This window comes from Algoriphagus terrigena DSM 22685, from assembly GCF_000429445.1.
Classification (GTDB): Bacteria; Bacteroidota; Bacteroidia; order Cytophagales; family Cyclobacteriaceae; genus Algoriphagus; species Algoriphagus terrigena.
Map to the genome: position 1 here is coordinate 98,431 of NZ_AUBW01000018.1, position 21,909 is coordinate 120,339.

Annotated in this window: 22 protein-coding genes and 1 tRNA gene; 5 read left to right on the top strand and 18 right to left on the bottom strand. The window is 47.0% G+C overall.

The features are described from left to right. Window positions 1–17: 17 nt before the first annotated feature. Genes G459_RS0116705 through G459_RS0116725 form a run of 5 tightly spaced genes read right to left on the bottom strand, consistent with a single transcriptional unit; the run spans window position 18 to window position 4,530 of the window. Complete coding sequence (locus G459_RS0116705; protein WP_026968669.1) at window positions 18–662, bottom strand: phosphoribosylanthranilate isomerase; 645 nt, start codon at window positions 660–662, stop codon at window positions 18–20. Further along, window positions 662–1,483, bottom strand: coding sequence for an indole-3-glycerol phosphate synthase TrpC (trpC, locus tag G459_RS0116710; protein ID WP_026968670.1), 822 nt, complete (start codon window positions 1,481–1,483; stop codon window positions 662–664). Before trpC ends, G459_RS0116705 begins: the two co-directional genes overlap by 1 nt. 6 nt (window positions 1,484–1,489) lie before the next feature. Next, entirely contained in the window at window positions 1,490–2,500 is a 1,011-nt protein-coding gene (trpD, locus tag G459_RS0116715) for an anthranilate phosphoribosyltransferase (protein ID WP_026968671.1), read from the bottom strand. 40 nt (window positions 2,501–2,540) lie between these two features. Next, window positions 2,541–3,107 carry an anthranilate synthase component II gene (locus G459_RS0116720; RefSeq protein WP_026968672.1) on the bottom strand — a complete coding sequence of 189 codons (567 nt, stop codon included), beginning with the start codon at window positions 3,105–3,107 and terminating at the stop codon, window positions 2,541–2,543. A 10-nt stretch (window positions 3,108–3,117) separates the two neighbouring features. Further along, window positions 3,118–4,530: an anthranilate synthase component I family protein gene (locus G459_RS0116725; RefSeq protein ID WP_026968673.1), complete on the bottom strand. Its 1,413-nt coding sequence runs from the start codon at window positions 4,528–4,530 to the stop codon at window positions 3,118–3,120. A 350-nt stretch (window positions 4,531–4,880) separates the two neighbouring features. Between G459_RS0116725 and G459_RS0116735 the strand changes: the two genes are divergently transcribed. Then, the gene (locus tag G459_RS0116735; protein ID WP_026968674.1) at window positions 4,881–5,108 is read left to right on the top strand and encodes a hypothetical protein; all 228 of its coding nucleotides are present in this window, start codon (window positions 4,881–4,883) and stop codon (window positions 5,106–5,108) included. 22 nt (window positions 5,109–5,130) lie between these two features. Here G459_RS0116735 and folK read toward each other — a convergent pair whose 3' ends face one another. Further along, on the bottom strand, window positions 5,131–5,622 hold the full coding sequence (gene folK / locus G459_RS0116740; protein WP_026968675.1) for a 2-amino-4-hydroxy-6-hydroxymethyldihydropteridine diphosphokinase: 492 nt from the start codon (window positions 5,620–5,622) through the stop codon (window positions 5,131–5,133). Between the two features lie 67 nt (window positions 5,623–5,689). On the opposite strand from folK, the gene sppA reads away from it, so the two are divergent. Then, the gene (sppA, locus tag G459_RS0116745; RefSeq protein WP_026968676.1) at window positions 5,690–7,456 is read left to right on the top strand and encodes a signal peptide peptidase SppA; all 1,767 of its coding nucleotides are present in this window, start codon (window positions 5,690–5,692) and stop codon (window positions 7,454–7,456) included. A gap of 225 nt (window positions 7,457–7,681) precedes the next feature. On the opposite strand, the gene G459_RS0116750 is transcribed toward sppA, so the two are convergent. Beyond that, a tRNA-Arg gene (locus G459_RS0116750) sits at window positions 7,682–7,755 on the bottom strand. 176 nt (window positions 7,756–7,931) lie between these two features. Between G459_RS0116750 and G459_RS0116755 the strand changes: the two genes are divergently transcribed. Continuing rightward, on the top strand, window positions 7,932–8,678 hold the full coding sequence (locus tag G459_RS0116755; RefSeq protein WP_026968677.1) for a porin family protein: 747 nt from the start codon (window positions 7,932–7,934) through the stop codon (window positions 8,676–8,678). 266 nt (window positions 8,679–8,944) lie between these two features. On the opposite strand, the gene G459_RS0116760 is transcribed toward G459_RS0116755, so the two are convergent. Continuing rightward, window positions 8,945–9,535 (bottom strand): PA-phosphatase, encoded by a 591-nt coding sequence (locus G459_RS0116760; RefSeq protein WP_245588196.1) that lies wholly within the window; start codon window positions 9,533–9,535, stop codon window positions 8,945–8,947. Window positions 9,536–9,564: 29 nt separating this feature from the next. After that, window positions 9,565–11,022, bottom strand: a complete 1,458-nt coding sequence (gene rpoN, locus G459_RS0116765) for an RNA polymerase factor sigma-54 (RefSeq protein WP_026968679.1) — start codon at window positions 11,020–11,022, stop codon at window positions 9,565–9,567. A 176-nt stretch (window positions 11,023–11,198) separates the two neighbouring features. On the opposite strand from rpoN, the gene asnS reads away from it, so the two are divergent. After that, window positions 11,199–12,650, top strand: a complete 1,452-nt coding sequence (gene asnS / locus G459_RS0116770; protein ID WP_026968680.1) for an asparagine--tRNA ligase — start codon at window positions 11,199–11,201, stop codon at window positions 12,648–12,650. Window positions 12,651–12,721: 71 nt separating this feature from the next. Here asnS and G459_RS0116775 read toward each other — a convergent pair whose 3' ends face one another. The 9 genes from G459_RS0116775 to G459_RS0116815 form a co-directional block, all read right to left on the bottom strand. Then, window positions 12,722–13,909 (bottom strand): MFS transporter, encoded by a 1,188-nt coding sequence (locus tag G459_RS0116775; protein ID WP_026968681.1) that lies wholly within the window; start codon window positions 13,907–13,909, stop codon window positions 12,722–12,724. A gap of 63 nt (window positions 13,910–13,972) precedes the next feature. After that, window positions 13,973–15,442 (bottom strand): bifunctional ADP-dependent NAD(P)H-hydrate dehydratase/NAD(P)H-hydrate epimerase, encoded by a 1,470-nt coding sequence (locus G459_RS0116780; protein ID WP_026968682.1) that lies wholly within the window; start codon window positions 15,440–15,442, stop codon window positions 13,973–13,975. Window positions 15,443–15,444: 2 nt separating this feature from the next. Beyond that, a complete protein-coding gene (locus tag G459_RS0116785; protein ID WP_026968683.1) occupies window positions 15,445–16,758 on the bottom strand; it encodes an MFS transporter in 1,314 nt (437 codons plus the stop codon). A gap of 60 nt (window positions 16,759–16,818) precedes the next feature. Beyond that, entirely contained in the window at window positions 16,819–17,280 is a 462-nt protein-coding gene (locus G459_RS0116790) for an ExbD/TolR family protein (RefSeq protein ID WP_026968684.1), read from the bottom strand. Window position 17,281: 1 nt separating this feature from the next. Next, the gene (locus tag G459_RS0116795) at window positions 17,282–17,917 is read right to left on the bottom strand and encodes an ExbD/TolR family protein (RefSeq protein WP_026968685.1); all 636 of its coding nucleotides are present in this window, start codon (window positions 17,915–17,917) and stop codon (window positions 17,282–17,284) included. 1 nt (window position 17,918) lies between these two features. Further along, window positions 17,919–18,248, bottom strand: a complete 330-nt coding sequence (locus G459_RS0116800) for a hypothetical protein (RefSeq protein ID WP_026968686.1) — start codon at window positions 18,246–18,248, stop codon at window positions 17,919–17,921. A gap of 52 nt (window positions 18,249–18,300) precedes the next feature. Further along, complete coding sequence (locus tag G459_RS0116805) at window positions 18,301–19,101, bottom strand: MotA/TolQ/ExbB proton channel family protein (protein WP_026968687.1); 801 nt, start codon at window positions 19,099–19,101, stop codon at window positions 18,301–18,303. Window positions 19,102–19,573: 472 nt separating this feature from the next. Next, window positions 19,574–20,584 (bottom strand): NADP-dependent oxidoreductase, encoded by a 1,011-nt coding sequence (locus G459_RS0116810; protein ID WP_026968688.1) that lies wholly within the window; start codon window positions 20,582–20,584, stop codon window positions 19,574–19,576. A gap of 21 nt (window positions 20,585–20,605) precedes the next feature. Then, complete coding sequence (locus tag G459_RS0116815; RefSeq protein ID WP_026968689.1) at window positions 20,606–21,340, bottom strand: SDR family oxidoreductase; 735 nt, start codon at window positions 21,338–21,340, stop codon at window positions 20,606–20,608. Between the two features lie 103 nt (window positions 21,341–21,443). Here G459_RS0116815 and G459_RS0116820 point away from each other — a divergent pair, with 103 nt between their 5' ends. Continuing rightward, entirely contained in the window at window positions 21,444–21,863 is a 420-nt protein-coding gene (locus G459_RS0116820) for a winged helix-turn-helix transcriptional regulator (protein WP_026968690.1), read from the top strand. The last annotated feature ends 46 nt before the right edge of the window (window positions 21,864–21,909 follow it).

The window sequence follows — 21,909 nt, forward strand, 5'->3', positions numbered from 1 at the left end:
GAAAATGGTTTATTAGGTTATTGGTTATTAGCATCTGGCAGAGCCAAGACGATTTTAAAATTCTTTAGTTTCTCAATATTTTTCAGCCCCGGCGCATCCTCAAATTTCGAGTTCAGATCCACGCCTTCGAGCTGCGGGACTTTCTCTGCCAAAGCCAAAACCTCGGCAGCGCTTCCTTCATCCAACCCTCCGCTCAGGAAAAAGCCCGTCTCGAAGGGATAGCTCTCTAGAATCTCCCAGTCAAACTTCCGCCCCGAACCACCATGCTCCGACGTCGCGGTATCGAAGAGAAATTTGCTCAAAAAAGGCAAATATCCCCTGAGACTTTCCCAGTCAATCGCCTCCCGTACAGAGACTACTTTCCAGATTTCCGCCTTTGTTTTCTGACTCAATTCTTCGACAAATCCGACCGTCTCGCTTCCATGAAGTTGAACTGCGGAAAGTTGAAACATCTCAATCTTCTTCAGTATCTCCGTCAAACTTTCATTGACAAAGACCCCTACTTTTTTCACATCAACTCCAGCAACCTGAGAAGCAAATTCATCGGCGACAAATCGCTGAGATTTCGGATAAAAGATCAAGCCCATCCAGTCGGGCTTCACCTCCGAAACCAACCTCAGGATATTCTCCCGCTCCCGCATGCCACAGACTTTGACTTCCATCAGGAGTTGCTCAGCGTCGTCTCAGCGGCCAGGAGTTTTCTAAATTCCTTGATAAAATTGTAAGCAGCCTGTTCCGGCCTGCCGGATTTCATGAAGTTCTCGCCGATCAAGAATCCGTCAAAACCCGCCTTTTTCAATTGCACCATTGTCTTCGGATCGGAGATTCCGCTTTCGGATACTTTGACAAAAGTGTTGGGAATCTGATCCACTAAAGCAAGCGAAGTATCCACGGACACTTCAAAGGTCTTCAGGTTTCGGTTGTTCACACCGACCAAATCCAAGTCATCGCAAAGGCTTCTTTCCAGCTCTTCTCCGTCATGCACTTCCATCAGCACTTCCAGCCCCAAACTCTTTGCAAAAGCCGCAAGGGACTTCAGATTCGCTGGTTCCAGAGCCGCGGCGATCAACAGGATGCAGTCGGCCCCCATGGATTTAGCCTCCAGGATCTGGTACTCGTCCACGACGAAATCCTTTCGGATAATCGGGCAGAAGTTGAATTTCCTGGCAGTCTTCAGATCCTCGCTTGTACCGCCAAAGTACTCTTTGTCGGTCAATACAGACAAGGCCGAAGCTCCGGCCTGCATGTAGCCGATGCTTACTTTTTCGACAGATGCGGAGCCGTTGATCAGTCCCTTGGAAGGCGACTTGCGTTTGAACTCCGCGATGATTCCCGATTTCTCGGGATTGGTCACGTACTTCTTCATCGATACCACCTTTCCGTCAAAAAACACGCTGCTTTCCAACAGTTTCACCGGCACCAAACTCTTTCTTTCTTCCACTTCCCGGTATTTGGAAGCAATGATTTTATCTAAAATATTCATGGGAATTTAAGCTAATGAAACTGAGGTTTTGGGATTGACCAGTCCGTCGAATACCCGAAGTGCTTTGCCGCTGAGCAAAACTTCCTCGGCCAACGCTACGGCATCGGTGAAAGCCAAGTTTTCGCGCGCCGTCACCAAGGCAGCGGCCGCATTGGCGGTCACGACGGAGTTTTGGCTGTTCGTTCCTTTTCCTTTCAACACACTTTCAAATATTTTGGCGGACTCCTGGATGGAATTTCCTCCGGCAATACTTTCGGCAGAAATCCTGCTGAGGCCGATATTCTCAGGATGAAGCAGCTTCTCTCCCTGATTGGAGATCATCTTAAACGGCCCCGTGAGCGAGATCTCATCGTAGCCATCCAGCGCATGCAGGATCGAAAATCTCCCCTCCATCTCCTGGTAGAGGTATCCGTACAAACGGGCAAGCTCCAAGCTAAAGACACCGACTAGCTGTTTTCTTGGAAAACTGGGATTCACCATCGGCCCGAGCATGTTGAAAAATGTCTTCACGCCAAGTTCCTTTCGGATGGGGGCGACGTTTTTCATAGCGGGGTGGAAAAGTGGCGCGTGAAGGAAGCAGAGTCCCGCCTCGTCCAACGATCGTCTGATTTCCCCGATGTCATTAGTAAACTCATATCCGAAATATGCCAACAGGTTGGACGAGCCGCAGATCGACGAAACGCCCGTATTCCCGTGTTTGGCCACATTCTGCCCCGCCCCTGCGACGATGAAGGAAGACAGCGTGGAAATATTGAAGGTATCCTTGCCGTCGCCGCCCGTGCCGCAGAGATCCATCGCATCGTATTCGGCAATCTCTACCGGAATGCAAAGCTCCAACATGGCCTCCCTAAAACCCCGCAACTCCTCCACCGTGATGGAGCGCATCAGATACACGGTCATAAAAGCAGCTATCTGACTTTGATTATAGGAACCAGTCGCCAGGTTTTTCAACACTTCCCGGGCTTGATCTTGGGAGAGTGTCTTATGTTCGATTAATTGATTGAGGATTTCTTTCATTACGAGTGGGTGGGATGATGGGTGACGGATGAAGCCTAAATCAGGATTCCAGCCAGTTTTGCATGATTTTGACGCCGTTTTCTGTCAGGATGCTCTCTGGGTGAAACTGCACTCCTCTGACGTCAAACTTTCTGTGGCGAACGGCCATGATTTGTTGGTCCGGAGTACGGGCAATCACTTCGAGATCAGGCGAAAGGGTGGATTCGTCAATGACCCAGGAGTGATATCTTCCAATACTAAATGTATCGGGGATTTGGTCGAAAAGCAAGTCTTTTTGAATCGTCACTTTGGAAGCCACACCGTGCAGCACTTCAGAAAGATTGATCAGGCTGCCGCCAAAAGCTTCGCCAATGGCCTGATGTCCAAGGCAAACGCCAAGAATGGACTTTGACGCTGCATATTTCTTCAGTAGTTCGGGCATGATCCCAGCTTCGGAAGGAACGCCTGGACCCGGCGAAAGCAGGATTTTGTCGTATTGAGCCACATCCTCCAAGCTGATTTTGTCATTTCGGAAGACATCCATCTGAGGCCCATAGCCCAGTTGACGGACGATGTAGACCAGGTTGTAGGTGAACGAGTCGTAATTATCGAGTACTAATATTTTCATCTTAGTTGGGTCAAATATTTTCTGCCGCTCTCAGAGCGACTCTCAAAGCCTCTAATTTGTTTGCTACTTCCTGCAATTCTGATGGAATTGAGCTTTTCGCCACCACCCCGGCGCCGGCCTGGAATCGGAGTTGATTGTTTTCTGACACAAAAGACCGGATCAGAATGGCGTGATTGAAATCCCCATTGAATCCCAAGTATCCAATTGCCCCTCCGTAAAACTGACGGCTGACATTTTCCAGTTCGTCGATCAGTTCCATTGCACGATACTTTGGTGCTCCGGTCAAGGTGCCGGCAGGGAAAGTATCCGCCACCAATTGGAGTGGATTGGCTCCGTCCGGAAGTTGTCCAGTCACTTTGGACACCAAGTGGATGACGTGAGAGTAGTATTGAATTTCTTTGAATACATCCACATTCACGGTATTGGAGGAGCGGGAAAGGTCGTTTCTGGCCAAGTCCACGAGCATCACATGCTCAGAATTTTCCTTGGGATCGTCGTAGAGCTTTCTCGCCAACTCGGCATCTTCCGCATCATTTCCTGTTCTGCGGAAAGTCCCGGCGATGGGAAAGATCGTTGCAGTCCGGTTTTTCACTACAATCTGAGCTTCTGGCGAGCTGCCAAAAACTTTGAAGGAACCGTAGTCAAAATAGAACAGATAAGGTGATGGGTTAACCGATCTCAGGGCACGGTACACATTGAATTCGTCTCCTTTGAAATCGGTGGTAAACCGGCGGGAAAGTACGATTTGGAAGACGTCTCCCCGAAAGCAGTGCTCACGGCCCTGATTCAGTATTTTCAGAAACTGCTCGTCGGTATAATTGGACACTTCCTCGCCGACTTTTTTGAATGAATAGGCGGGGATGTTCTTGTTGTTGAGCAGCGTTTCGATTTCTCCCATGTACTCTGGGTTTTCAGCTCCGGCAATGCGGTGCTCGAAAAGGTGCAATTCATTTTTGTAATGATCCACTACGATGATGTTTTGGTACATGGAGTACTGCATCATCGGAGTCTCATTAGGACTCGTATTTTGGAGTTTGATATCTTCAAAATAGGCCAGCGTGTCGTATTGGATATAGCCAAACAAGCCGTTGGTGCTGAACTTAAACTTGTCCGGAGTCGGATCAAACTTTTTCCCGAAAGCCCTGAGGCAATCCATCAGTCTGTTTTTGGCAGTCACTTCATATTCCAAAACTTCTCCGATGGGAAGCGTCTCCCGCACCTTTCCGGCATTAAAACTAAAAGTAGCAAGCGGGTTGAAGCAGATAAAGGAATAGCTGTTTTCCTGACCGTGGTAGTCGGAGCTTTCGAGCAGGATCGGATTGGCAAAACGGTCTCTGATCTGCAGGTAAATGCTAACCGGAGTAATGGTATCCGCCAGTCTCTTGCGGTACGTGGTCAAAATCGGAAATTTTACGTGGCTCATTCAGGTTTGATTTTTTGGCATGAAAAAAGGCTTACCGGGAATCCAGTAAGCCTTTTACTATGTGGTTGCGCAATTTTTAGGCAACGGCTTTCTGAGCTCTCCCTTGGAAAGTTGTAGAATGCCACCACCAGAATTTGTTCGCGATTGTTTTCATAAGACTTGGGCAAATTTAGAAAGGGATTGGAATTTGCAAAGCATGATTGCAATTTTTTCAAAAAAAAATATTCTCTGATGTCATTTTCACAATAAATATCGCTCGATCGTCGGCCTCGATACTACCTCAGCTGAGTCATTTACAACCAGTATCCCGCTTCATTGAACAGTCAATCATTAGCTTTGCATAAAAACTCATGGCGAAGGCAATTTCTCACTATTTCAAGCGGAATTTCGACGACTACCAAATTCTGGTCATGGTCAATCCGACAGATTTCACCGGCATCGAGCTCATCGTGCATCCCGATGGCAGGATCGAAAAGACCGAGATGGAATTTGACGAAGAAATCTTTGATGATCTGGAAGTGGATGAGTTCAAGTCCTGCAGTCCACTGGAGTTCCAACTCTATCTGGCAAAAGCCTGAGTTTTCTCTGGCGCATCGAACTTCAGACTTTCTTTTCGTACCGCCTTACCTCGCTTTTGTCTTCACATTCGGTCAGCATTTCCAGTGAGTTTTTTCCAGAAAACGGGTGAACCTTCAAAGGCAAAATCTCTGCGAGCGGAGCCAATACAAACTTCCGTTGAGCGATAAACGGGTGCGGTACTTTCAACTGGTCCGAATCAATCACCTGCTCTCCGAAGTAGACAATATCGATATCCATGGTCCGGTCACCCCACGGCTCTTCACGCTTTCTTCCCAGATCCGCTTCAATTTTATGGATAATCTTCAGTAGCTCTTCTGGCTCCTTTTCCGTCAAAAACACAGCAATTTGATTCAAAAAATCGCCCTTGGCCACACCTCCCCAGGCCGCAGTTTCGTACACAGAAGATGTGTTTACCAGTTGGAAATGGCAGCTAAGCGCCTCTACTGCCTGAGACAGTAGCAGTTGGCTATCTCCTCTGTTTCCTCCTAGACTAAATACGACCTCAGTTTGCATCACTTGTAAGGGTTCGATTGTAAAGGTCAATCAAAAAAAGCTAATTTAGACTCCAAATTCTAATCTCATGAAATTCTTAGGCAATGTATTGGCCGTTATAGTAGGCTTATTTATATTTTCGATTCTCGGTTTTCTGGTCTTTTTTGGCATAGTCGGCATGATCGCCGCGTCGTCCGAGACAGAGGTTTCAGTCAAAGAAAATACCGTCTTGCATCTAGATCTGAACGGCAGAATGCTGGTCGAAAAGACAGCTGAAGACGAGCTTGACCTTGGCTTTTTGGGCAGCCCCTTCGGAGGCGACTTAAATGCCGGACTGGTAAATTTGAAGAAGGCGATCCTGGAAGCAAAAACCAACGAAAATATCAAGGGGATCTATCTGAATGCTGGGTTGATCATCGCAGGTCAGGCAAATCTTTTGGAGTTGAGAGAGGCGTTGGTTGACTTCAAAGAGTCCGGAAAGTTCATCATCACTTATGACGAAGCCTATTCCGAAGGTGGCTATTTCCTGGCTTCCGCAGCTGATGAAATCTACCTGAATCCGATGGGAGCGATTGATTTCAACGGTTTTTCCTCCGAAGGAATCTTCCTGAAAGGACTTTTCGAAAAAGTTGGCATCAAGCCTGAAGTGTTCCGAGTCGGCGAATTCAAAAGTGCCGTGGAGCCTTTCATCCTGGAAAAAATGAGTCCTGAAAATCGACTCCAGACCCAGTATTTCCTCGATGACATCAACAACCTGGCAATTGCCAAGATTGCTGAGACCCGCGGAATCGCGCTGGACAGCCTCAAAAAGATCAACTCTGAGATGCTGGTGAGAAAAGCAAAAGATGCCGTGACCTACGGGCTCGCGACGGCGCTGGCCTATGAGGATGAAGTCCACACCAAACTCCGCGAAAAACTTGGAATCGGCGAAGATGACGATATCCCAACTATCAATGCAACGGATCTGGGCTCGTTGGCAAAGTCAAAAAACATCACTTCGGGAAACCGTATTGCGGTCATCCTGGCTGAGGGAGACATCGTCGGAGGAGACGTGGACGGAGCTCTGAGTTCTGATAAATTCGCGAAGGAGATCCGCAAAGCCCGAAAAGATGAGAACATCAAGGCAATCGTCCTGAGGGTGAATTCTCCAGGCGGCTCCATCGTAGCTTCAGACGTGATCTGGAGAGAGATGACAGAAGCCAAAAAAGCCAAGCCGCTGATTGTCTCCATGGGTGAAGTGGCGGCCTCAGGCGGCTACTATATCTCCGCTCCAGCTGACACGATTGTCGCTCAGCCCAATACAATCACGGGTTCAATCGGGATCTTTGGCTTATGGTTCAACGTCCAGGAATTGCTGAACGACAAACTGGGAGTGACGACAGACGGCGTCTCTACTGGACAGCTGTCCGACTTTATGAACCCTACCCGGGAACTCACGGAAGTCGAGCGCACCATCATCCAGTCGAGCATCGAAGAAGGCTACGAAACCTTCATCTCCCGCGTGGCCGAGGGGCGTGGCATGCATCCTGACTCTGTGAAAAAAGTAGCCTCAGGGCGCGTCTGGACGGGAACTCAGGCAAAAGAGAGAGGATTGGTCGACGTACTTGGCGGATTAAACACCGCCATTGAAATCGCCGCTGGCAAGATTGACGCCGGTGACGACTACCGTGTCGTCTACTATCCTGAGCAAAAAACCTGGGTTGAAGATTTGCTCAGCGACTTTGGCGACAAAGTTCAGATCAAAGTATTGCAAGCTCAATTGGGAGAAAACTATTTCCTGATCGAGAAAGTCAAAAGCCTTCAGCACTTCCAAGGCATCCAGGTCCGAATGCCGCAGGATATTGTAATCAAATAAAGAAAGTTAAATCACTTTCGGCCGTATCTCCGACCCAAAAGCTTCCTGGATTTCAGGAAGCTTTTTCTTTATTGAACTGGCCTAGATCAGTCGCTTCAAAAGGCAGAATTCGCAGCAACTCCACATCCCCATTCGTCTTAAGTCCAGACGGACTCGATAAAAATCAGACGGAAATATCAAAAACAAAAAAAAGCTCCACAACTTCTTGTGGAGCTTTTACCTTAGTGACCTCGTCAAGATTCAAACTTGAAACCTCCTGAGCCGTAATCAGGTGCTCTATTCAGTTGAGCTACGAAGCCGAATTGGTTTGCAAAAGTACCGATTATAATTTTTTATGCAAATTTCCATTCGAAGAAATTTCTTCTCCGTGCTTCCGGCAATCCTGAAACCTTAAGAATAATTAAGACAGTCAAGGGGGTAAATCCTCTGGGATTTTATATTTTTGCCCACATTACACTGAATTGTATCCGCTTTGATGAAAAAATTATTTACGCTGTCACTCGCGATTTTGGCCTTTCAATTTGCGCAGGCGCAGGATTCTGAGACTAAACCAAAAACGCCTATCGGAGGCCGCCCGAACATTCCGAGTGACTTGAATTTCGAATTTGGGTTCAATCAGTTAACCAACCGTCCCTCTAACATTGGCGTGGATTTCTTTGGTTCAAGAACCTTCAATGTCTCCTATCAGTTTCCAGTTTACCTTATGGGAAAGAATTCGGGTTTTACACTCAACCCTGGATTCGGCGTAGGCTCTGATAAAATTGAATTCAACGACAACCAAAACCTCTTTGTCAACACAGACCTTGGTGCAAACTCCTCAGAACTGATGGACGTGACGGATGTCTACGGCGACAATATCATTGTGAAAACAAACAATTTCGCAACCAACTACTTTGAGGTTCCGATCGATCTGAGATATCATCTCAACAAAAACAACTACAGCAAAAGCTTCCGATTCAGCGTAGGTGGGAAAGTCGGATTTCTCTATGAAGCCCACACCAAAGTCAAATATGAGTCTGCCGCCTTTGACAAGCGCAAAATCAAGGATTCTCAAAGCTACGGTTTGGAAAAAATCAGATATGCAATCTCTGTGAAAGCCGGATCTCCCGGTTTCTACGTATGGGGCAATTTTTACTTGAACGATGTCTGGGAAAAAGGACGTGGACCATTCGCGACCCAAGCCAGCCAAGTTAACTTCGGTGTGGCCGTCACAGTATTCTAAAGCCTGAATCAGCAAATACCACAAAAAACGACCGGAGTAATTTCCGGTCGTTTTTTTAGTGGCTAATCTGACAGCCTGACTTAGTCAACTAGTATTCAAATGGGATCTTTCCTTGACATGGTCCGACAAGCTCACCGTCCGTCGGGGCTGGAAATCAGAAGGACGAAAATGGTCCTTATTTCATTCTTTTTCACTCTCGTTATGGATCTAGGTTGTCGACTCTTTTCCGAAGAGTCTTGTACCTAGGTCGAGCTTCCTAATCCTTTTTAAGCCCAAATCCAGCTGAATCCAAACCAGCAAATCAAAAAACCCGCTGCCCAGCCGACATACACTTCCAATGGCCGATGAGCCTGAAGAAATAATCTGGCAGATGCGACGATTCCGCAAAGAACCAGAACACTCAAAAGTGGATACAGCACTTCAAAGGTTGGAAACTTTCTTCCCAGCACCAGCACCACCGCCAGCAATCCTCCCAGTCCCGTCATGTGGGCTGACATTTTCCAGAAAAAACTGACAGCTGTCAAGAAGATCACCGAAAAACAGATCACCGCCATACCCAGCCAGATCGTCGGATCAAAATCCATCCGTTGTCTCAAAAACCAAGTGGTCAACAGAAAGAACAGCGTCGTAATCACAAACGGAACCCGCCGATCCCTCACTTCCGGCATATGGAGGCTTTTCAATGTGCCCGTCAAGCGAAGTCCAAAAACAGTCACCATCGGAATCAGCAACGTAGCGACCACTATCAGAAAGTAAACGCTGCCCCTAATTTCCGCAGGAATACTGGTAGATTGAGGCACGCCATACAATAGCAACCCAAAAACCAACGTCGGAATTAACAGGGGTTGGAAAACCACAGATATCACTAACGCAACTGACCGCAGCACTACAGTTCTTTTCTTAGTCTTGCCACGGGAATCTGTAGCTGTTCTCTGTATTTGGCCACAGTTCTTCGGGCGATGTTGTAGCCTTTTTTGTTTAGCATCTTCACAAGTTTATCATCGGACAGCGGTCGCTTCTTGTCCTCAGCGTCCACCATTCCCTGAAGCACGGATTTGACTTCCCGATTGCTCACATCCTCACCGCTGTCGGTGGCGATGCCTTCAGAGAAAAAGTACTTCAGCGGATAAACTCCAAATTCTGTTTGAATTGCCTTGCTGTTGGCCACTCTGGACACCGTGGAGATGTCCATGTCGATGCGCTCCGCGATATCCTTCAGGATCATCGGGCGGAGATTCGTTTCGTCTCCGTCAACGAAAAAGTCCCTCTGGTAATTCAAGATCGCTTCCATGGTTCTCAAAAGCGTATTTTGTCGCTGCTTAATCGCGTCGATGAACCACTTGGCTGAGTCCAGCTTCTGCTTGACAAAGGTGACCGTATCCTTGAGTTTTTTGTCCTTCTTGTCACTCTTATCATACGCGTCAAACATCTCCGCATAAGATCTTGAGATCCTGAGTTCGGGCGCGTTTCTCGAATTAAGGCTGATTTCAAACTTTCCTCCCGTATTTGTCAGGATAAAATCCGGAATAATGTACTGCGTCCTCACCATGCCGTCAGAGGTTCCTCCCGGCTTTGGGTTCAGTCGTGTGATCAGATTGACCGCATCTTTAATCTGATCCTCATCGAGATCTAGCCGTTTTTGGATCTTGGAATAATGCTTCTTGGTAAACTCATCGAAACATTCCTGAACGATCAACAGGGCGTGCAGGACAGCCGGATCATCTGGATGTTCTTTACGCTCTAGCTGGATGATCAGGCATTCCTGAAGACTGCGCGCTGCGATCCCCGCCGGGTCAAAATTTTGAATCTTGCGGAGGATCTCCTCCATCTCATCGATGTCAGTTTCTATATTTTGGCTGAAAGCGAGGTCATTGATGATCGCCTCCAGGTCCCGTCGGATATAGCCGTCATTTTCTATACTGCCTACGAGCTGCTGGCCGATGATCTTCTGACGCTCATCCAGCTTCAAATAGCTGAGCTGGGAGATCAATTGCTCATGCAGCGAAGCTTGTGAAGAGATCGGAATCTCCCGATCATCGTCATCGGCGTTGTAGTTGCCGTCGCCCTGCATCTTGTAGCCACTGTACTCGTCGTCGAGATAGTCTTCGAGATTGAGATCTTGCTCCTCCCGGGTCCGCTCTTCCTCGTAGGATTCTTCAAAGTCGTCCTCCTGACTCGGCTCGGGTTCCTCATCTTTTCCCTCTTCCAGCGCGGGATTTATTTCCAGTTCCTCTTCGATGCGAGCGTCCAGTTCAGCTGTGGGTACTTGCAGCAGTTTGATAAACTGGATTTGCTGGGGAGAAAGCTTCTGGGAAAGAGATTGGCTTAAGTTAAGCTTTTGCATTGAAATCAGATAAAACCTACTGTTTGGGGTAAAAAAAGCTCTTCCCTTCGGATAGAGCCAGTGAATCAAATTTAGGAAAAAGCCCCAATTTTTTGATAAAAAGGTGATTTAATCGTTTTTTTGCATTCCACTAAAAAATGGCCGGAAAAGCATTTTTTCCGATAAATTACTCTCCAATGGCATTCAACAAACGGGTCAAAATCAAGGCCGTCCTGGACCAGGACCTGATCGGACAAGAAATCACTCTGATGGGCTGGGTTCGTACCAAAAGAAGCAATAAAAATGTTTCTTTCATTGCCCTCAATGACGGTTCGATCATCACCAACTACCAGGTCGTCGCCGATCCCAATCTGATCTCCGAGGAGGTTTTGAAAAAATGCAGCACAGGTGCCTGTCTCAAAGTGACCGGAACGGTCGTCGCTTCACAGGGCGCGGGACAATCTTCCGAGCTCAATGCCAAATCCATCGAAATCCTGGGCGAGGCCGATCCGGAAAAATACCCGCTTCAACCCAAAAAACACTCATTGGAATTCCTCAGAGACATTGCTCACCTGAGAATGCGCACCAATACCTTCAGCGCGGTATTCAGAGTGAGACATGCCCTGGCTTTTGCAGTTCATAAATATTTCAATGACAAAGCCTTCTTCTACATTCACACTCCGATTATCACCGGCTCGGATGCAGAGGGTGCGGGGGAGATGTTTCGGGTGACCACGTTGGATCTGAAAAAGCTTCCAACAACCTCGGAAGGCGCGATCGATTTCAAGCAGGATTTCTTCGAAAAAGAAACTAACCTGACAGTTTCGGGTCAACTAGAAGGAGAACTGGCGGCGATGGCCTTGGGTGAGATCTATACTTTTGGCCCAACCTTCCGAGCGGAAAACTCCAACACCACTCGCCATCTGGCGGAATTCTGGATGATCGAGCCGGAGATGGCCTTCTATGATGCCGAAGACAACCAAAACTTGGCGGAGGATTTTCTAAAATATGTAATCCAGTACGCTTTGAACAACTGTGCGGAAGACCTCAACTTTCTGGCTCAGCGAGCATTGGAGGAAGAAAACACAAAGCCAGCCGACCAACGCGCTGAATTGGGATTGATTGAGAAGCTGAAATTTGTGGTAGAAAATGACTTCGTTCGGCTCACCTACACCGAGGCCATCGACATCCTCCGCAATTCCAACCACAACAAGAAGAAAAAATTCCAGTACCTCATCGAGGAATGGGGAGCTGACCTCCAATCTGAGCACGAGCGATATCTGGTGGAGAAACATTTCAAAAAGCCGGTGATCCTGACCGACTATCCAAAACAGATCAAGGCCTTCTACATGCGTCAAAACGAGGATGGGAAAACTGTCGCAGCAATGGATATCCTATTCCCGGGTATTGGAGAAATCGTCGGCGGATCGCAGCGTGAGGAGCGCATGGACAAGCTGACCCAAAGAATGCAAGAGATGCATATCCCAGAGGAGGAGCTTTGGTGGTACCTCGATACCAGAAGGTTTGGAGCGACCCCGCACGCGGGGTTCGGCTTGGGCTTTGAGCGGATGGTACTCTTCGTCACCGGCATGGGCAATATCCGCGACGTGATCGCCTTCCCAAGAACTCCAGGAAACGCGGAATTCTAAAAACTAAAAATCCCCGGCCAAAAAAGTTGGGGATTTTGCTTTAGAAGAAAATTTTTTTTGGGTAAGAAAGCTCAGCTCACCACTTTCACCCTTTGAGCCAAGGGAATACAGAGGATGCTGAAGAAAATCGCCAGATAGCCTACGATGTTGAAGTTGGTCAGCTGACCGAGTTCGTTTTCTCCGATAATCATCCCCGCTCCGAGCGATGCCAATCCCGCTGCCATTTGTTGTACAGCTGAATTAAAGCTCAGGAAACTCCCTCTATTTTCCGGCTGCGCGGTGCCGGTGATAATGGCCGCCGCCGGAACGTACCGGCCGTTGGAAGTCACAAAAAACATCGTCGTGACCATCAGCACAAGCGGAATGGGCGTAATCCCCAGGTGGGTAATGATACCAATCGGAATCAGGTTGAGCAACATGAAGATGGTAAAGATCTTCAACTTGCCGTGCTTGTCGGACAACCTTCCCACCCATGGAGAAGTAAAGATGGTAAATGCTCCGCCAGCCATGTAGATGTAGGTTAGTTGCATCTCGGAAAAGCCAACGTTGGCGACGTTGTATGGACTCAAAAATGGGATGATCATAAATTGTCCGAACATCATCATCACAGACAGTCCGATAGCCCGCATCTGATTGCCATTGCTCGTGACGCGGGAGATCACTTCCAGGGGCCGCGGTCGTTTGATTTCTTTTCCCAGGTGATCGCCAATCGGCGGGATAAATTTAAAAATCATCCCAAAACTCAAGATTGCCAATCCCGTCAGGATGAAAAACGGCGTGTGCCAGCTGGAGAGACTGGCCAAAAACAAACCAAGGGGCACCCCCATCACCGAGGCAAACGAAAATGCCGCCATGACCAATCCCATCGCCCTTCCCCGTCTTTCGTTGGGGACAACATCTCCGATGATCGCCAAGATCAGCGCCGACGTCAATCCCCCAAACACTCCCGAGACCACTCTAGCCACCAACAAAACCCCGTAGCTTGGCGAAAGCGCACACCCTAAAGTCCCAATTGTAAACCCAACGTAAACCCAAATCAAGATCTTCTTCCGATCAAACCGATCTAGGAAAAACGCACCGAAAAAACTGGAAAACCCCGCGCTGAATGTATAGGAGGAAACTAGCAGACTGAATTCGCTCGGTCCGATATCGAAGATTCGCATCAGCTGAGGCCCCAGCGGCATGAGAATCATGAAATCGACGATGTGGATAAAATTGATGGCGGCGAGCGTCCACAGAAGCGCCTTTTCCTTTTGCATGTTAAAATTCTATGGTTTGAAAACTCTCCCCCGGGAAATTAAGTTTGGGCATCGAAATGTTTTTCAAGAAATGTCCAGCTGAACAAACGTATCAGGAATCGCATCAATGATATCTGAGGCAATCGTCCCTCTTCGCTTCTTTTTGCCGGCGATTTCACCTGCAAGCCCGTGCTGGAAGACTCCGCAGATCAAGGCCTGCTCCGGGCTATATCCCTGTGCCAAAAAGGAAGTGAGCATCCCGGTAAGTACATCTCCCGCTCCGGCTGTCGCCATGAATTGTGTGCCGGATGAGTTGAAGATCTGTCTTCCGTCAGCCAAGCAAATCACAGAGTTGGCACCTTTGACCAAGAGATTAAGGCTCCACTTTTGGCAAAACTCAGAACTCTTTTTAAGACGATCCAGGTGATCCTCAGACTTCCCCAAAATCCGATCAAACTCCACCAAATGCGGCGTAAGAATGCTTCCCTTTGGCACCAAAGACACCAAATCCGAATTTTGTGCCAGCAGCGTAATCGCATCGGCATCCAGAACTACAGGATTTCTATATTTTTCAAAAAGGACTTTCAAAAGCTCGGACTTGTTCTCAACGCCGATTCCTGGGCCAATGCCCAGCGCATCAAACCCCGATAAATCGGCTGGAAGTGAAAATCTGCACATCGCCTCTGGAACAGCTATTTGAAAGATCTGCCTTTCCTCCTCCGGAATCAAAGCGGTAACCAAGCCAGATCCAGTACGAAGAGCTGCTGTGCATGAAAGCGTCGCCGCTCCCATCTTTCCCCGGCTGCCTGCGAGCAGCAAGATCTTCCCAAAATCACCTTTGTGGGAAAATCGATGAAACCTCCGATGGAAGCCTTCGATATCCTTTTCTCTGAGGAAAAAATAAGGGCTGTCGAAAGCATCGTACTCGGTATCATCAATTCCAATATCAGCAATAACCAACTCTCCTGTCACGCGACCATGCTCTGGAAAAAGGAGGGACAGCTTAGGAAAAGCAAAGGTGATGGTATAATCCGCCTCGACAGCTGACCCTTCGAGCATCTCATCCGAAGCCAATCCGCTCGGGATATCGACCGAAACCACTGTTCCCGGGAACGAGTTGATCTTGTTGACTATTTCCTCTGCCTCCGCCCTCAAAGCGCCTTTGAAACCGACGCCAAGGAATGAGTCAACCAAAACACCGTCGGCACTGGAGTCAAATTCCCGCCAAGACTTGACCAAGACCGCTTCAGGCAGCAATTTGAAGTTGCTTGAAGCATCGGGGCTCATCTTACCAGAATCAAAAAAGCAATTAAATACGGTGATCTTGAAGCCTGCTTGATGGAGAAAACGAGCAATCGCAAATCCATCGCCTCCATTGTTTCCCGCTCCACAAAAAATGCAAACGGGCAAATTTCTGTCAAAATTCTTCGCTTTCCACCAATCCACAAAAGCAAACGCAGCCCGCTCCATCAGTGCCAAGCTGGAGATTCCCCGTAGCGCAATGTGTGCCGCATCGAGTTCTTTGACATGATTACCTGATAGAATCTTGAGCATCATCAAGTGGTCTGAACCGACAGCGACTTCTTGGGAATCGTCACCAACAGCAAGAAACCCAAGCCAACTACAAAGAATACTCCCAAAGAAAGTGCGCTGTTTCTCATGCTGCCGGTCAGCTGCTCAATTACGCCGTAGGAAAATGTGCCAAATACGATGGCAAGCTTCTCCATTACATCATAAAAGCTAAAATAAGACGCATGATCGGTGGTCTCATCCGGGATAAGTTTGGAAAAAGTCGAACGTGACAGCGACTGGATCCCTCCCATGACCATTCCGACTACGAATGCCAAGGCGTAAAACTCATACACTGTATAGACATAGTAGGCCGCCCCGCAGATACCAATCCAAATGAAAACCAAGATCATCAAACCGATCTTGTTCCCTGAGACCCTGGAGATATAGGCAAACAGGTAGCTACCCACTATTGCGACCAACTGAATGATCAGCACCGTCAAGATCAACTGATCACCCGGAAGTCCCAATTCCTTGTCTCCAAATGACGCCGCCAAGTACATCACGGTCTGCACACCCATGGAGTAGAAAAAGAAAGACAACAAAAAACGCTTCATCACCGGGATTTCACGTACTTGAGAAAATACCTTGTTGATCTCATGGTAACCCTTCATGAGGAGTTTACTTTCTATCTTCTTTTTAAAAGGATTCTTGGGAAGTGCCCGGAAAGTAATCTGAGAAAACCCCGCCCACCAAATCCCTGTAATCAGGAATGAAAAACGGGGAGCGAAACTGCCTTCTGGAATACCAAAGGCATCAGGGAACTGGATCAAAAGGAGGTTAAAAACCAGCAAAATCACACTGCCAACGTAACCCAAGGCGAAACCCCTCGCGCTGAGAAAGTCGTACTCGCTCTCCTCTGCGATCTCCGGAAGGTAAGCGTTGTAGAAGACAATACTTCCCGCATACCCTATACTCGCCATGACGCTGCAGATAATCCCAAACTCGAGATTAGGCCCCTCAAAAAAGAACAATCCTACACATGAAATAGACCCTAGATAGGCAAAGATCTTCATGAATAACAGTTTCCTGCCCGATGCATCTGCCATACCCGACAGCAACGGTGAAAATATCGCGATCACCAAAAAGGAGAAGGAAATGGAATAAGAATACAGGACGGTGTTGACTACTTTCCAACCGAAAAAATCAACCATATCTGAGCCGTCAACCCCTTTGGTCACACTGTTGTAATAGACGGGGAAGATGGTGGAAGTGATTACCAGGCTGTAGACCGAATTGGCCCAATCGTACATTGCCCAAGCACCTTGGACTCGCTTTCTATTGGTAAGCTCTACTTTCATATAAATAAAACAAAAAAGCCATTCGACAGTCGAATGGCTTTAAATATAAAGATTGATAGCTTATTGTGGAACCTTGGCGGTAGAAGCGTACAAGACACGTCTAGCGTCGGCATTTCGAAGTTCAGTCTGAACGTCCGAGATCGGTCCCATTTTTACGTCTTTATCAACTTTCAGAGAGATCGTAATAAGACCGCGGTCTGATTCAGGAAGCAAATCCCTTTCTTGGTTTACCCACTGAACTATATCAGGAGCACTGACCAATACATCGTTTGCCTGAATTCTTGGCTCGGAACCGTACAATCCGGTATTCTTTGGTTTACCGATGAAAAGATAAGAGATCAGGGTTTTATTCTGAAGTTTCTGAAGCTGGGTGGACTGAGGGATCTTTTGTTCGACCAGCAAATCCTGCTCTCTCAACACAGTAGTCACCATGAAGAAGAACAACAACATGAACACGATATCGGGAAGCGACGCAGTCGAAACGGCTGGTTCTGCTTTCGGTTTTTTCTTAAACTTCGACATATTAACTCCCTCCTATTTTATCAGGTTCAGCAATAGAGATCTGCATCGGGAAATCTGCCTTGCCTTTATCTAAAAGCGCTTGGGAAGCAGGATCATCACCGGTCAGTTTTCTATACTCATCCGCTGTTAAACCAACTCTCTCTCCGTAGATCTCAAAGTAAGCTTTCTTAGCCAAGTCAAAGACTTCCAAGTACAGTTCATAGCTTGTGCCACGGTTAGTTTTGATAGATACTACAGCCTCTGTAGGATCGTCTGAAGACTCCGGTCTTCTCATTGCCTGCCCTTGTACTGATGCAGGAAGTGTACTCCATAGTGCAGCTCCTTTTTCGGTCGGACCTCCAAAATTCAGGACAAAATCCTTGATATCCGAATCCAATCCTTCTGGAGTCCTACGGTATTCACCTTCTACCAAGAGATCATCATTCGCATTAATCAAAATGGTAAAGATGTTCCGTTCGTTTTTCTTGATATCGGGTGGCGGCACATTGGGATCCAACTTCGGAGGAAGGATATTCAATATCCCTTTATCCGAAGCGATCGTAGTGGTAACGAGGAAGAAAATCAACAACAGGAAAGCGATGTCGGCCATCGAACCTGCGTTAACCTCCTGACTCGTTCTGTTTTTATTTCTTGCCATGTTACTTAACAGCTTTGTTTAATTCGGTAACCACAATACTCCCCAGTGCAATAATGGTCAGTACATAGGTTGTAATCAAACAACCGCCTACCAACTGGGACATTTGAGGAGTCAGGAAGAATGGAGCGCCTTCGAATTTTGGTAAGACTTCGCTACCTGAGATGCTGTAGCAGATGAAGAACAAAACCAAAATTCCGACAATCGCAAGACCTGTTTTCATCAAGCTCTTTGGATCCTCCAAAGACTTGATCAGCGGCAATAGGACGGCAACAACAGCCGCAAACACTACCAACGCATAGCTCACATAGAGCATGATATCATAAGTATCCATAGTAATTTCTTGAGTTAAATAGGAACTGATCTAGACAAATGGGAAGTATGGATTACTTACCGGTCAATTTGTGCTTCACCAACACGTCTACCAGAGAGATAGAAGCGTCTTCCATGTCGTTAACCAAAGAGTCAATTTTAGATACCAGGTAGTTGTAGAACAACTGAAGGATGATCGCAACGATCAAACCAGCAACTGTAGTCAAAAGGGCGATCTTGATACCACCAGCTACGATTGAAGGAGAGATATCGCCTGCTGCTTCGATGGTATCGAAGGCGAAGATCATACCAATTACAGTACCCATGAAACCCAACATCGGAGCCAGGGAGATGAAAAGAGAGATCCAAACCAGACCCTTTTCCAATCTACCCATCTCTACAGAACCGTATGCAATGATTGATTTCTCGACCATTTCGATTCCTTCTGAGTATCTCATCAAACCTTGGGTGAAGATCGAGGCAACTGGACCTTTGGTGTTTCTGGTCACGTCTTTTGCTGCTTCGATACCACCTGAAGACAATGCGTCTTCTACCTTAACCAATAATTTCTTGGTGTTGGTAGTCGCCATGTTCAATGTGATGATTCTCTCCAAAGCGATAGCCAAGCCCAAGATCAAACAGATCAAGATCGGAGTCATGTAATATACATCTCCTTCGATGAACTTATCCTTGATCACTTGGTGAAAGCCTTGCTCCTCAGCGACGATCTCATCGTCAACTACGGTCGGAGATGCAGCAGGCGTTTCTACTACTGCGGGGGTTGTTGCGGCTGCCGTATCAGCATCTTGTGCGTTAGCGATAACAGGAACATACATGATACCTGCAAGCATGAACAAAGCGATTAACTTTCTCATAATGTGTTTTTAATTAGACTTTTGATAAAGGTTAAATGGTTTCCAGATTAAAATCGAGTTTTAAAGTTATGATTTTTTAAATTCAAAAAACAATGGGGTCTTTTAACTTTTTTGAAAGAATCCGCTGTTTAAACCCAATTTAGGCCAATTTTTACACGAATGGACGGGTGAATCTCTTTTTTTTATCAACTCCTCATCCTGCATAAAACAATTTCTGAACTCTTTTGAATCGGTTACTTTAAGCATTCACATCGATCTCCAAGCTTATCCATTTTTTGCTGAATTACCCAATTCTTTTTTGGTTTTTTGAAAAAGAATAAGCACTTGCAGTCGCTCAAGCTTGATCAAATCGCAAGAAAGAGGGCTCTCACCACCCTGTCGTCTGCAATGTGAAACTTAATTAACTTCGCTGCTTTTGAGGATTTCTAATCGGTTAAAAAAAATCATAACAGCCTATGCAAGAAAATGAAGCCTATTGACTATTCCTCATCTTCACCACTACCTTTCCTTTTGCCCGCCCGCTTTCGACATAGCTCAACGCCTCGTTGATTTCGGCAAGGGGATAGATCCGATCCATCACCGGGAGGATCGCTCCCGCCTCGATCAGCTTGGTCAATTCGCTGAGCTGCGTCCCATTTGCTTTCATGAAGAGAAAAGAATAATCCACGCCCAGTTTTTTAGCCGTTTTCAGGACGCCCCTGCTCAGCAGCCCCATAGCCAGTTTCAAAAACCAGGGAAGATTCATGTCCACCGCAAACTTCCTGGTCGGAGGACCGGAGATGGAAATCACTTTTCCTCCAGGTCGGAGGACGTTGAGTGATTTTCCAAGTGTTTTCGATTCTTGGCTATTGATAACCAAGTCATATCCCTTCAGTATTTGCTCGAAATCTTCCTTCTTGTAATCTATCAACACATCAGCGCCTAGACTCTTCAGCATTGCAAAGCTCTTTTCGCTGGCCGTGGTTGCCACAGTAGCTCCTATGTGCTTCGCCAGTTGGATTGCTATCGTACCGACACCTCCCGAACCAGCTTGGATGAAGGTCTTTTGGCCGGCTTTGAGTTTGGCTTCTTCAACGATCGCCTGCCAGGCCGTCAGCCCGACCAAAGGGATTGAGGCGGCTTCTTCCATCGTAAGATTTTTAGGCTTAAATGCGACATCGGCTTCGTCGATGGCAATGTATTCGGCGAACGTCCCAATCTTAAAATCGGACGGACGGGAATAGACTTCATCACCAGCTTTGAACCTCGACACCTTTGAACCGACTTTGGTCACGACTCCGGCCACATCATGCCCCAGTGTCAGGGGCATTTTGTAGGGCAAAATCAGTTTAAATTCTCCATCCCTGATCTTGGCATCCAGTAGATTCAGGCCCGCGGCATGGATCTTCACCAACACATCGTTTTCTCCCACCTCAGGTACTTTCTGCTCCGTAAGCTGAAGTCTCTCGTTTTTGCCGTAGCGACTGACTGCGTATGCCTTCATGATGCTATATAATATAAGAACTTATGCCTGTGCCAACAACTTCTGCCCAACTTCCTCAACCAGCGCGTGGATCTTCTTTGTCTCTCCCACCGGTACTTCGACTTGGTTTTTCTCTAAGGCTAGGAAAAATTCCTCCGCTACTTCTGCTGGAGGAATGCCGTTGGCTCCGCCAATCTCCGCTGAAAACTCTGTGTTGACCAGTGGCGGATAAATTTCGTAAACAGCGAGTTTTTCATTGTGCTGGTAAGTGTCGCGCAGTCCTTGTGTGTAGCTGTGCAGGGCCGCCTTACTTGCCGAGTAGGTTGGAAGGTATTGATTTCCTCGGAATGCAGCAATGGAAGTAACGTTGGCGATGGCCGAATCATTCTGCTCCAAGAGCTGCGGCAAAACCAGAGAAGTAAAGTGAATTACGCTGATGTAATTGGTGTTGATTTCCTCAAAAGCTTTTTCAGCGGCGTTGTTGGTCGGATCACTCAGGTTATTCATATAGGCGGCTCCCGCATTGTTGACCACTATATTAAGCGCCGGGTAGCTCTTGGCCAGTTCCTTGGCAATGCGGATTCGCTCGCTTTCGACAGACAAATCGCCCTGAATAGCGTCAGCATTGTCCAATTCAAGCAGAGCACTTTGAAGACGCTGCTGATTTCGACCGTTGATGATTACTTTGTTTCCAGCCGCGCTGAATATCTTGGCGATCGCCAAACCGATACCTGCGCTTCCGCCTGAGATAAAGATGATATTTCCTGTAGTTTTCATTTTTGTTGTTTTTTAAAAGTTAATCCGATAATTTTGCTTGCATATTGCAAGTGCAAATATAGATGAGTGCTTTCATTTTGCAAGTGATTTTAAAAAATATTTTATGCCTGATCAAAAAAAACGCTCGGACTGCCCTGTAAGCTGCACCTTGGATGTATTTGGAGACAAATGGTCTCTTTTGATTATCAGAGACTTGATGTTTACAAAAAGCTGTACTTATGGGGATTTTCAGAAATCTGAAGAAAAAATCGCGACCAACATTCTGGCTTCGCGCCTGAAAGCCTTGGAGGAAAACGGCGTCATCAGAAAATCACAACACCCCGAGAGCAAAGCCAAAGTGCTCTATACACTTACCGAAAAAGGCATTGATTTACTTCCCCTGATCGTCGAGATCAATCTTTGGGGTGACAAGTATTTTGAGATTCCAAAACAACTGGAGGCCGTAATTACCGAAATCAAGGAAGACAAACCTGGCTTCATTTCGAGAAAAATGAGCGAGCTGAAAGACTCAATCACAGTTTAAAAACACTATTCTTTTCGTCTCTTTCATTCCCTTTTGGCAAGTAGAA

Coding starts and splice junctions, on each gene's coding strand:
- G459_RS0116705 (WP_026968669.1), bottom strand. CDS start 662: ATGGAAGTCAAAGTCTGTGGCATGCGGGAGCGGGAGAATATCCTGAGG.
- trpC (WP_026968670.1), bottom strand. CDS start 1,483: ATGAATATTTTAGATAAAATCATTGCTTCCAAATACCGGGAAGTGGAA.
- trpD (WP_026968671.1), bottom strand. CDS start 2,500: ATGAAAGAAATCCTCAATCAATTAATCGAACATAAGACACTCTCCCAA.
- G459_RS0116720 (WP_026968672.1), bottom strand. CDS start 3,107: ATGAAAATATTAGTACTCGATAATTACGACTCGTTCACCTACAACCTG.
- G459_RS0116725 (WP_026968673.1), bottom strand. CDS start 4,530: ATGAGCCACGTAAAATTTCCGATTTTGACCACGTACCGCAAGAGACTG.
- G459_RS0116735 (WP_026968674.1), top strand. CDS start 4,881: ATGGCGAAGGCAATTTCTCACTATTTCAAGCGGAATTTCGACGACTAC.
- folK (WP_026968675.1), bottom strand. CDS start 5,622: ATGCAAACTGAGGTCGTATTTAGTCTAGGAGGAAACAGAGGAGATAGC.
- sppA (WP_026968676.1), top strand. CDS start 5,690: ATGAAATTCTTAGGCAATGTATTGGCCGTTATAGTAGGCTTATTTATA.
- G459_RS0116755 (WP_026968677.1), top strand. CDS start 7,932: ATGAAAAAATTATTTACGCTGTCACTCGCGATTTTGGCCTTTCAATTT.
- rpoN (WP_026968679.1), bottom strand. CDS start 11,022: ATGCAAAAGCTTAACTTAAGCCAATCTCTTTCCCAGAAGCTTTCTCCC.
- asnS (WP_026968680.1), top strand. CDS start 11,199: ATGGCATTCAACAAACGGGTCAAAATCAAGGCCGTCCTGGACCAGGAC.
- G459_RS0116775 (WP_026968681.1), bottom strand. CDS start 13,909: ATGCAAAAGGAAAAGGCGCTTCTGTGGACGCTCGCCGCCATCAATTTT.
- G459_RS0116780 (WP_026968682.1), bottom strand. CDS start 15,442: ATGCTCAAGATTCTATCAGGTAATCATGTCAAAGAACTCGATGCGGCA.
- G459_RS0116785 (WP_026968683.1), bottom strand. CDS start 16,758: ATGAAAGTAGAGCTTACCAATAGAAAGCGAGTCCAAGGTGCTTGGGCA.
- G459_RS0116790 (WP_026968684.1), bottom strand. CDS start 17,280: ATGTCGAAGTTTAAGAAAAAACCGAAAGCAGAACCAGCCGTTTCGACT.
- G459_RS0116795 (WP_026968685.1), bottom strand. CDS start 17,917: ATGGCAAGAAATAAAAACAGAACGAGTCAGGAGGTTAACGCAGGTTCG.
- G459_RS0116800 (WP_026968686.1), bottom strand. CDS start 18,248: ATGGATACTTATGATATCATGCTCTATGTGAGCTATGCGTTGGTAGTG.
- G459_RS0116805 (WP_026968687.1), bottom strand. CDS start 19,101: ATGAGAAAGTTAATCGCTTTGTTCATGCTTGCAGGTATCATGTATGTT.
- G459_RS0116810 (WP_026968688.1), bottom strand. CDS start 20,584: ATGAAGGCATACGCAGTCAGTCGCTACGGCAAAAACGAGAGACTTCAG.
- G459_RS0116815 (WP_026968689.1), bottom strand. CDS start 21,340: ATGAAAACTACAGGAAATATCATCTTTATCTCAGGCGGAAGCGCAGGT.
- G459_RS0116820 (WP_026968690.1), top strand. CDS start 21,444: ATGCCTGATCAAAAAAAACGCTCGGACTGCCCTGTAAGCTGCACCTTG.